The 12,006-nt window shown below is 46.9% G+C and carries 1 protein-coding gene; it reads right to left on the reverse strand.

Annotated features, from left to right (window positions below; translation table 11 throughout):
* Positions 1-295 precede the first annotated feature (295 nt).
* Positions 296-11,902 carry a non-ribosomal peptide synthetase gene (locus AAC853_RS16200; RefSeq protein ID WP_340615160.1) on the reverse strand — a complete coding sequence of 3,869 codons (11,607 nt, stop codon included), beginning with the start codon at positions 11,900-11,902 and terminating at the stop codon, positions 296-298.
* Positions 11,903-12,006: the final 104 nt, after the last annotated feature.

The raw sequence follows: 12,006 nt of genomic DNA on the forward strand, positions 1-12,006 counted from the left end.
GTGTCCTTTTACCTCGTTATATAGCCCTTGCTTTTTTCTATCGAATCAGGAAAAACAAGGGCTAATTTATTTCCTTTTATTTCTTAATTTGCAGGCGTTTCCTCCTGTGTATGCATACCATCGAACCAGAAACGCATCTGGTAGATAAATCTTACCCAACATATTTGTCTATAGCCTGTTCCACCTCGGCGCTGTTTTTGGTTTGCACTAAAACTTTACTTCTGGAACAGGCTTGTCATCAATTTCTTATCCAAGATTCGGTTTAATTAACAAAATCTTATTCTGGATAATGGTATCAATTTGGGTGACTCGGGGTTATAACCTTGGCCAGTTCACATAAGATGGGATGTGTGAACAAGGTTGCTAATGGAATGTCTATGTCTTGTTCACGCATACGAGCCAACAATTGTATTGCTATCAATGAATGACCTCCCAATGCAAAGAAATTGTCATAACGACCGACCTTTTTCCGTTTCAGCAATTTCTGCCAAATCTCAGCTAGAGCAGTTTCCACATCACCACGAGGCGCTTCGTAACCGGCAGTTGTTCCAATAGCAGGTTGTTCTGATATCGGCGTATTTTGCGGTAAGCCAGTCTGAGTAGCATTGAAATTGGTTAGTAACTGCTGGCGTTCTGTGGCAGACAGAGTGGAAATGTTCATGATTGGTTTTTGGGGTTCGGTTTCTAATGTTTTTACCAGATCGGCTAAAGCAGACGTCATATAAGCAATCAGGTGTGCCGGATCGATTCCTGCTATAGCCTGAGCTGTCAACAAGAAGCCTTTACCTAAATCATCTATAGCCAGATAGATAGGATAATTCGTCCTTTCTCGACCCGTTACCAGACGTATACCTTCCCATAACGTATTGGTAACATCCGGTTGGCTATGGCGATAATTAAGGAGCGTATTAAAAAGCGGCAGAGGATAAGCTACACCGCTGCAACGTTGAGCCAATGCCAGTGGTGCCTGTTCGTGTTCAAGTAATTGCGCCAAACTGCGGTAAGCTGCTTGCACAGTGGCTTGTGTGCTGTTCCCCGCAAGTGTGATCCGCATGGGCAGGGTATTAATAAACATCCCCAGAATTCGCTCAATATCGGCACTTCCTTGCATCCGTCCTGACAAGACTGTCCCGAAGACGACATCATCTCGCCCACTTATTTTTGCCAGCACTTGTGCTAACGCAACATGGAACAGGATCCCAGGGCTAACGCCTTGACGGCGAGCCTGTTTGCGAATAGCACGAGCCAGTGTAGCACTCAGTGGCTTGCTAGTTTCAGTGACTGGTCTGTTTCCACTGTAAACGTCCAATATACCGAAAGGTGTTGTTGGTGTATCCACATCAGCGAGTATCTTCCTGAAATAAGTTTCGTGAGCTGATATCGGCATACGCAAGGATTGGGCGATAAAATGGCGGTACGGTAATACAGGCGATAATTGCTCAGTACGATGGTGCAGAAGTTCATTGATTTCGGCAACGATGATATCCAACGACATATGATCATTGAGGATATGGTGGCAACAGAACGCTAACAACCACTCTCCTTGATTCGGATCATATGCGATATCAGCAGAGAATAGCGGAGCCTGGCTTATATCGAGGCGGTGCTGGTATGGATCTGTCTGTGCCAACAATTGAGACGATACATCTGTTGTATCGTTATCTGGCACAAACGTATTGATGCGCAGGGAAGCCTGGCGCCAAACCACCTGTACTGGCCGTGTTAAGCCCTGCCAGCAGACGGCTGTACGTAGAATATCGTGGCGATTAATTACCTGTTGTAAAGCGGCCAGAAAAGCATCAAGACGCTCGCGGGTGTTGAAAGCAAGCAAGAGGTGCAACAGATAAACATCCCCTTGTGTTTGCAGTAGATGATGGAACAGCATACCTTCCTGTAATGGTGCAAGTGGGTAGATATCCTGGATATTGTTGACACCATTGGGAACGGTGGCAGCGATAGTATCAATCTCGTATGGCGTCAGAGAAACCAGCGGTAGCATATCAGGCGTGATGGCGGTGCAATCATCGGGGATGAGATTGGGTGGTAGGGTAAAAGTGGTCTCATCATCTTGAGTTTTAGGCATTATTTTCGCTATTTCCGCCAATGTTGGTGTGGAAAATACAGCACGAATATCAAGGTGCCAGCCTCGGTTGCGCAGCTGCTCAATCAGATTGACAACCATCAGGGAATGGCCACCGAGTTCAAAGAAATGATCATAGCGCCCAACCTTTTCCAGTCCTAATAATGCTTGCCAAATCTCAGCTAGGGTTATTTCCATTTCACCGAGCGGCTCTTCATAAGTATGGGTTGCAATGGATGTCTGATCCGGCATCGGTAGTGCCTGGCGGTTAATCTTGCCATTAGGAGCCAATGGAAAAGTATCCAATGTCACAAATGCACTAGGCAGCATATAGTCAGCGAGATATTGTGCGAGTTGCTGACGTAGTTCTGTTGGTACTAGTTTTATATTGGGTTCGGCGATCAGATAAGCAATCAGTCGCTTATCACCCCGCTTATCTTCGCGGGCAAGCACGATAGCTTCACGCACGCCGTGGCATTGCATCAATCTGGCTTCAATTTCCCCCAGTTCAATCCGGTAGCCGCGTAACTTGACCTGAAAATCATTGCGGCCAAGGTACTCGATATTGCCGTCAGATCGCCAGCGAGCTAAATCCCCCGTTTTATACATGCGAGCATTAGGATGTTCGCTAAAGGGATCGATAATAAATCTCTCTGCTGTTAGCTCTGGTTGGTTTGAATAACCACGGGCGACCCCCATTCCACCGATATAGATTTCGCCGCTCACGCCGATAGGAACCGGCTGACCAAATGCATCCAAAATATAGATACGTGTATTGGACAGTGGCCGGCCAATCGGAATATTGTTAGTGATAGGCGGAATATGTTTGTTATCTGTCACCATTTCTTTATCTATCAGCATAGCTGTGGCAGTGATGGTAATTTCTGTCGGGCCATAAGCGTTGAACCAGCGGCAGGATTGAGTTTCTGGGCACGATAGCCAATCCACTAAATAGCGGTATTCCACTTTATCCCCGCCAACAATCACGGTGCGTATATAGGGGCTGAAACCGATGTGTCCTGACTTTATTTCTTGCACCCAATGGTGCCAGAAAGCCGTCGGTATATTGATGACTGTTACTTTTTGTTCACGTAAAAAATCAACAAACCTGTTATCTGGTATTTTGAGCTGAGGCGGGCGCAAAACCAGCGTGGCACCCGATGCCAGAGTAGGGAAAATATCTGACACCGAAATGTCAAACGCGAAGGTCACAAATTGCAGAATACGATCCCCCAAACCAGGTTCACTGATCTGGCAATGAGCATGGATAAGGCTGACGACATTGCGATGTTCCAGCATGACGCCTTTGGGATTACCGGTTGAACCCGAAGTGTAGATGATATAGGCCAAATGATGTGGCTGAACGCCTATTTGCCTGCTGTCAGGGTTATAATCAGGCTGTTTTTGCAGATCCTCCTGATAAATTTTATCGTCCAGCAGCCAGAGGGGAATATCTTGTATTGGTAAACGTGTCTGTAAATGTTTCTGGGTCAGTAATATGACAGGCTTGCAGTCTGACAACTGATAAATCAGCCGCTCGGCAGGATATTCTGGATCAAGCGGAATATAACCGGCACCCGCTTTTAAGATCCCGAGCAGACCAATGATCATCTCCAAACCCCGTTCAACCTGAATTGCCACGCGGTCATCAGGGCGTACACCAACAGCAATCAAACGATGTGCCAGTTGGTTGGCACGGCGGTTTAGTTCGTCATAACTCAAGTATTGTTCTTCAAAGATCACCGCCGTAGCATTTGGTGTGCGTTGTACCTGGGCTTCGAACAGTTGGTGAATCAACGTATCATGCGGAAAGTCGGCTTGGGGGGCATTGAAATCAACCAATAATTGTTGGCGCTCTGCAACGGATAACATCGGCAGGCGGGCAATAGCTTGTGTTTCATCGGTTGTCATGGCAGTCAGTACGTTAGTGAGATAACCCACCATACGTTCAATCGTTGTCCGGTCAAATAGACTGGATGCATATTCCAGATAGCCACTGAGCCCATCCTGGTTTTCGATTAATGACAGTGTCAGGTCAAAGTACGCGCTGCGGTGTGGGGGCGCCATCATCGAGACAGATAAACCCGGTAATTCAAGGGATTGAGGGGGAGTATTGTTTAGGGCCAGCATAACCTGAAAAATGGGGTTGTAGCTTAAGCTGCGTTCAGGTTTTAAGGCTTCCACCAACTGTTCAAATGGCAAGTCTTGATGTGCATAAGCTGCTAGCGTCTGTTCACGAACATGGGCGAGCAGATTTGCCACCGAGTTGCACTGTTCCAGTTCGATGCGTAAAGGCAGGGTATTGACAAAAAAGCCGATCAAACCTTCCAGGTCACTTAATGAACGGTTGGCGACGGGAGTGCCAATGATGATATCGTCCTGTCCGCTCAAACGGGCCAGTACGATGCTCCAGGCTGCAAGCAACGTCATAAATAATGTGGCATCCTGCCGCTGTCCAAGCGCTTTGAGAGCCGACAATAAGCTAGCATCCAGATGAACGGGCACATGAGAGCCGATGTAACTTTGTTCTGGTGGGCGTGGGTGATCAATCGGGAGAGTCAGCAATGTCGGTGCATTTTGCAGGTGTTTCTGCCAAAAATCCCGTTGTGCGGTGAGGATCTCATTTTGTAGCCATTTCTGTTGCCAGACGGCATAGTCCGCATACTGAATGGGAAGGTGAGGCAAAGGAGTGCTACATTTCCCTAATGCGGTACGGTAGAGGGCACTCAGTTCGCGGAGCAATATCCCTACTGACCAACCATCGGTGATGATGTGGTGTTGGGTAACTATCAACACATGTTCTTCATCAGACAGTTGCAGTAATTGACCTCGAATCATTGGTTCATTAGCGAAATCGAATGGCGTTTGTGTTCCAAGCTCCATCAATTCGTTAACGCGAGCCATGCGAGAAGTTTTGTCTAATCTACGCAGATCCTGATAGGCCAGAGAAAACCCCGTATCTGCACTATCTATGTGCTGGTAAGGTTGTTCATCAATCAGGATAAAACGGGTGCGCAAACTTTCATGTCGGCTAACGAGATGGTTAAGTGCAGACGTAAACGCAGCATGATCGAGATATCCGCTGAGATGAAGGGCTATCGGAATATTATAAGCCAGATTAGCTTTGGTATTGAGTTGAGCAAGGAACCATAAGCGTTGCTGGGAGAAAGAAAGCGGTAATGGTTGGTTGCGATCGATAGCGGGAATAACAATTTGGGTTGTTATAGGCGTGTCGATGAGCAAGGCAGCCAAATCAGCCAGGACAGGATGGGAAAAGAGTTGCTGCAAGTGCAATTCTCGCGCCAGTCTCTGGCGTATTCGTGCGGCAAGCTGAATGGTGAGCAGGGAATGACCACCGAGTTCAAAGAAATGATCGTGACGACTCACTTGTTCCAAGTTCAGCAATTCTTGCCAAATCGCGGCCAATGCTATTTCTATGTCTCCGATGGGAGCAGCATAATGACGGGTTGCGAGTGCTGTTTGATCGGGCATTGGCAGCGCCTGGCGGTTGAGTTTGCCATTGGGCGTCAATGGAAAGGTATCAAGTGTCACAAAGGCACTGGGCAGCATATATTCGGCAAGGTGTTGCGCCAGTTGCTGGCGTAGTTCTGCTGGCACCAGTGTTGCATTGGGTTCGGCAAGCAAATAAGCAACCAGCCGCTTCTCATTCGGTGTATCTTCCCGGACAATCACAACTGCTTCCCGTACACCGTGACATTGCGCCAAGGCCGTCTCAATTTCGCCAAGTTCGATACGAAAACCACGTATCTTGACCTGAAAATCATTACGGCCAAGGTATTCAATATTCCCGTCAGGCAACCAGCGCGCCAGATCACCACTTTTGTAGAGGCAGGCATCAGGACTTGAAGAAAAAGGATCAGCAAGGAAGCGTTCTCTGGTTAGCTCTGGAAGATTCAGGTAACCGCGGGCAACACCGATCCCACCAATGTAAAGCTCCCCTGTCACACCGATTGGTACGGGTTTTTTGTGACTATCAAGCAGATAAATTTGGATATTGGCTATGGGTTTCCCAATCGGTACTCGTCCGATATAGCGATCTGGCACGCATTGCCAGGCGGTGACATGGATCGCAGCTTCAGTTGGGCCATATAAGTTATGTAACTGGCAATGAGCAAAATGGGACAGACATTTCTGCTGCAAAGTATAAGGAAACTCTTCACCACTGCATAAAATGTGACGCAAAGAAGGGCAACATCCGGCAGGAACAGCATAGACAAATTGTTGTAGCATGGAGGGGACGAAGTAGATAAGCGTAATCCGGCGTTTTTCTATCTCAGACCGTAAATAGTGTGGATCTTTATGACCATCGGGGCGAGCCAAAATTAATTGTGCCCCAAACATCAGGGGTGGGAATAGTTCCCAAACGGAAACATCAAAACTAAATGGTGTTTTCTGCAAGACCCGATCCTGTGGGGTTAATTGATAAGCCTGCTGTGACCAGAATAGGCCATTCACGACACCACGATGCTCATTCATTACCCCTTTGGGCAAGCCTGTCGAACCAGAGGTATAAATCACATAAGCCAGATGGCGTGAGGTTAGGCCAAGCACTTTGGGATCTGGGTTGCTACTTGGCATGTCTGCGGTAAGGGATGCCAAGTTATTGAGATCCACAATGGGGATGTTGGTCAGTCGATTGATTAACGTTGTTTGGGTAAGAAACGCAACGGGAGCCGCATCTTCAAGTAGATAAGCCAATCGTTCGGCTGGATAGCCTGGATCGAGCGGGACATAGGCACCGCCGGCCTTAAGGATAGCGAGTAATCCCACCATCATGATCGGACTGCGTTCAGAACAAATTGCTACCCGATCATCCGGGCGGACACCGAGAGCAATCAGATAATGCGCTAAGCAATTGGCTTGGTGGTTCAGTTCAGCATAACTCAACGATTGATCTTCAAAGATGACAGCAATTGCATCAGGATTTTGCTGGACTTGCTTTTCAAACAGTTGGTGGATAAACGTGTCTTGTGGGAAGTCGGTGACTGTATTTTGAGGGAATACCGTGTGTTGAGAAGCCTGGAGCGCGTTAAAATCCACCAGCAATTGTTGACGTTCCATAACGGGCAAAATCGAGATATCTAGAATTGGCTGGTGGGGTGAGGTTTCCAGTGCTTCGATCAGCCCTGTCAAGGCTGTCGTCATATAACCGATCAAACGAATCGGATCGATGCCTGATACAGTTTGAGCAACCAAACTAAACCCATCACCCCAATCGTCAACAAACAAACCGATAGGATAGTTAATTCTCTCTTCTTCCATCAGCAGACGTACACCGTCCCATTTAGCAAAGGTGGTATCTGTCTGGCTATGACGATAGTTGAGTAGTGTGTTAAAAAGCGGCAAAGGGGGGATCACACCACTGCAATGTTGAGCCAGTGTCAAAGTTGCCTGTTCATGTTCCAGCAACCTCATTAAATTGAGGTAGGTATCTTGAACGATTGCCTGGACACTCTTATCTGTAAGCCCAATTCGAATGGGCAAAGTATTGATCAGCAGCCCCATCATTTGATCGATGCTGGTACTGCCTTGCATACGTCCCAGTAGTACTGTACCGAAGACGACATCTTCGCGCCCACTGGTTTTTGCCAGCACCAATGCCAAGGCGACATGAAACAATATACTGGGGCTGACACCTTGGCGTTTGGCTTGTGTGCGAATGGCTTTGGACAGTGCCATATCCAGTGACTGTTTGGCCTCCGTTATTTGCTTATCCTCATTGTGAACATCCAGTATCCCGAAAGGTGCTGTTGGTGTATTGATGTCAGAAAACATCTTACGGAAATAGGCTTCATGATCTGAAGTCGGCAAATACAGGGATTGGGCGACAAAATTACGATAAGGCAATATTGGGGGTAATTTTACAGAATGGGCGTTGTCAGGATACCCATTCTCGCTATGGCCAGGTAATAAAGCATCAATTTCATCAATGATACGTTCCAGTGTTATATGATCACAGACTAAATGATGGATGCATAAAACCAGTAACCACTCATCCTGATGTGGATCATAGGCTATGTCAGCGGAGAATAGTGGTGCCCGACTGACATCAAGACGGTATTGATGAGGATCGGTGTGTGCCAGTAATTGGAAAGAAATATCCTGTTCGCCATTGGGTAAGAATGTATTAATGTTCAAAGATGCTTGTCGCCAGACAACTTGCACGGGTTGTGCCAATTCCTGCCAGTAGATTGAAGTGTGCAGAATATCGTGACGGTTAATAACCTGTTGTAAGGTTGCCAAAAAGGTATTGAGCCGTTCGTGGGTATCGAAGGCAAGTGACTCGCGTAACAGATAAGTATCGCCCTGTTTTTGCAACAGATGATGGAACAAAATACCTTCCTGTAGTGGTGCGAGAGGATAAATATCCTGGATATTGGCCGCACCACCAGGGATTGTCGCGGCGATGGCATCAATCTCGTGCTGGGATAAGGAAACTAAATTCAACATATCGGGGGTAATGGCAGTACAACCTTCAGGGATGAGATGAGGTGGTACAGTGAACACCGTTGCATTTTCTTGCTCTGTATTCCCTTGAACAGTATCTTTTTGAACCGACAATAGCGCTTTTGCCATCTCTTTCAAGACGGGTTTAGTGAATATAACCTGAATATCAAGAAGCCATCCCAATTCGCGGAGTTTTTCGATCAGGTTAACGGCTATCAGCGAGTGCCCGCCAAGCTCGAAAAAGTGATCGCAGCGGCTGACATAATTCACACCAAGCAATATTTGCCAAATTTGACTCAAAATAGTTTCTGCTTCGCCTACGGGTGCCTGATAACTGCGTGTGACGATTGCCGTATGATCGGGTTTGGGAAGCGCCTGACGATCAAGTTTGCCATTGGGTGTCAGTGGAAAGGCGTCAAGTGTCACGAAGGCACCGGGTATCATGTATTCTGCAAGATGTTGTGCCAGTTGCTGTCTTAATGTCATGGGTTCCAGTTCAACACCAGTTTGTGGTAATAAGTAGGCAACTAGCTGTTTTGATACTGAACTGTTTTCACCAGGTAGCTTTTCATAAGGTAGCTTTTCATAAGGTAATACTATGGCTTCACGTACGCCATGGCATTGCCGCAGCCTTGCTTCAATCTCTCCCGGCTCGATGCGGAAACCACGTAGTTTGATCTGGAAATCATTCCGGCCGAGATATTCAATTTTGCCATCAGGGAGCCAACGTCCCAGATCACCGGTTTTGTACATACGAGCGTTGTATTCAGAAGAGAGCGGATTGATGAGGAAACGTTCGGCAGTCAGTTCAGGACGATTCAGGTAACCGCGGGCAACACCGACGCCAGCGATATATATTTCTCCCACAACTCCGCGTGGGACGGGTTGACCGTACATGTCAAGGATATAGATCTGAGTATTGGCGATGGGACGACCAATCGGCGGGGCATGGTTTCCCTGACTTTCACATCGGCAAAGAGTCGCACAAACAGTGGTTTCCGTCGGGCCATATGCATTGATCATCTTCCGCCCTTGTGCCCAGCGTTTGGTCAGCGTAGGCGGACACGCTTCTCCACCCACCATTAAGGTTTGCAGGGTTGCCGGAAGCGAATCCATAGTTGCCAGGGCTGTGGGGGACAAGAGGGCATGAGTAATGGCGTGAGTCTCTAAATAGTGAGACAGGGTTGTTCCCGGCAGAAGGTTTTCCCGTCTGGCAAGGTAAAGGCGAGCGCCGGCCATTAAAGCCATGCAACATTCCCAAATACAGGCATCGAAACTGTTTGAGGCAAACTGCAAGATCCGGCTGTCTGGCGAGATGGTGAGTATATCCTGCTGGGTGGTAATCAAGTTACACAAACTGCGGTGTTCTATCATGACGCCTTTGGGTTGTCCTGTGGAACCCGAGGTATAGATAACATAAGCCAGGTGACGAGAGGTCAGTCCCAATGTTTGGATCTCTGGATTTTCTTCCGATTTTTCATCCAAAACAGGATCGTCTGGAATATCAAGCAAAATGGTTGGCAGGTGGCTGTTCCCTATTTTTGTCATCGTTGTTTGCGTAATCAACGCCACGGGGGCTGAATCATTGAGCATATAGGTCAGTCGCGTGGTTGGATAAGTTGGATCAAGGGGAACAAAAGCACCACCGGCTTTAAGGATACCTAATAAACCGACTACCATTTCCAGACTGCGTTCAATACAAATTGCCACCCGATCATCAGGGCGTACACCGAGAGCAATCAGATGATGCGCCAGGCGATTGGCACGTTTGTTCAGTTCATCGTAGCTCAACGATTGCCCTTCAAAGACTAAGGCAATGGCATTTGGTGTGTGCTGCACTTGTGCTTCGAACAGTTGATGAATCAGAGTATCTTGCGGGAATTCGGCTTGGGTGGCGTTGAAATCCATCAATACTTGCTGGCGCTCGATGTCGGGCAGGATTGGCAGATTGACTATTTTTGTTTGCGTTAGAGAGGGGATTTCCAGAGACGTGAGGGCAGCATCAAGCAAGACAGCAAGGCGAGCTTGGAGCGCCAAAACCTCCGTACTACTCAGATAATCAGGAGAAAAATAGAACTCAATGGAAATCGGGAAATCGGTATTTTCAGGACGGGCGGTGTTTGTGTATTGCTTCATTCTGATACAAAGAGGGTAAGGGGCACCGGAATGTAGTGCTAATTGTTTGACGCTGACGTTTTCTCCTTCCATATGTAAATTGGCTTTAAAGGGTTCGAGAGATAAAGTCACGTCGAATAATCGTGCATTTCCGACTTGTTGTCGCGAGTGTATTTGTCGGTTAAGTTCTGCGATAGGAAAGTGTTGATGCTCATGGCAAAGACTCATTTCGGTTGCGGCTTTGCGCATGACATCACGAAACGTATCCTCTGGTGAAAGGGTGATACCAATGGGGAGCACGGAGGCGAACATGCCCATCGTGGATTTTTGTCGCGTATTTTTGCGATTGTGTATGGGAATACCAATAACAATTTCATTGACATCTGCTATTCGTGCAAAGTAGCAGGCCAGAATGGCGTACATGAAATGCAGGAAGGGCAATCCCTGTCCGCCAGCCACGTTTTCGATACGTTTAAACAGAGCCTGATCGATGGCCCAAATGACAGGCTGGGGAGCAACGGGTTTGGTTTGTTCATGGTTTGTCGTGTTATTGAAATTGTCAGGCTGGAGTAACGGAGGTGGCAGGTTTTCATAGCGTTTCAACCAAAATTGAAGATCGTGTGAGTAGTGTTCAGAAGCCAGATAATTGAGGTTATCCGTAATAAAATCCAGATAAGAATGAGCGGCGTTATCCAGCGTTTCTCCTTTCATCAGGCGATTGTAGGCATCAATAACCTTGTTGATGAGAATGAATATACCTGTGCCATCAATAATCAAATGATGACAGCAAAATTGCCAATATCGGCAGTTATTACTTATTCGTAATAATTTGGAACGCCACAGTGCCGCATTCAGATGAAATGGACGCAGGAACTCGGTATCCATGTATTGTTTTACTCTGGTTTCAGCATCTGGATGCGATGAAAAATCCAATATGTCCATGGTTGCAGGAAGCGAATGAGCAATCTTTTGGCTGGGTAAAGTGTGGGTGTTGAGAAATTGCAAACGCAGAGTGTCATGACAACAAACAACAGATTCAAAGGCACGGGAAAATACGGCTTCATTCAGTTCTCCTTCGATGCAGATAAAAGCACTGAGGTTGTAACTGGAAGAATTGGGATGAATAGCCTGATCAAACCAGATAGCTTGTTGGGGAGAACTGAGAGGATAAGCCGGTAAGGGGAGTGAATTGTTATTACAAACTGTGGAAGAAGTTTGTGAAGAGTTGTTGTGTAACATTTTAGTTTCTCCTTTGTAGTTATTTGGTTTTAATTTGTTGCATCCATCTGAAAGTAAATTAAATTCTGACTATAGCTAATTTTTTGGAAAAAATAACTGTTTAA

The organism is Xenorhabdus thailandensis (genome assembly GCF_037996785.1).
Taxonomy (GTDB): Bacteria; Pseudomonadota; Gammaproteobacteria; order Enterobacterales; family Enterobacteriaceae; genus Xenorhabdus; species Xenorhabdus griffiniae.

Bases quoted from the DNA above. Each gene is read 5' to 3' on its own strand.
- AAC853_RS16200 (WP_340615160.1), bottom strand. From the start codon at position 11,902: ATGTTACACAACAACTCTTCACAAACTTCTTCCACAGTTTGTAATAAC.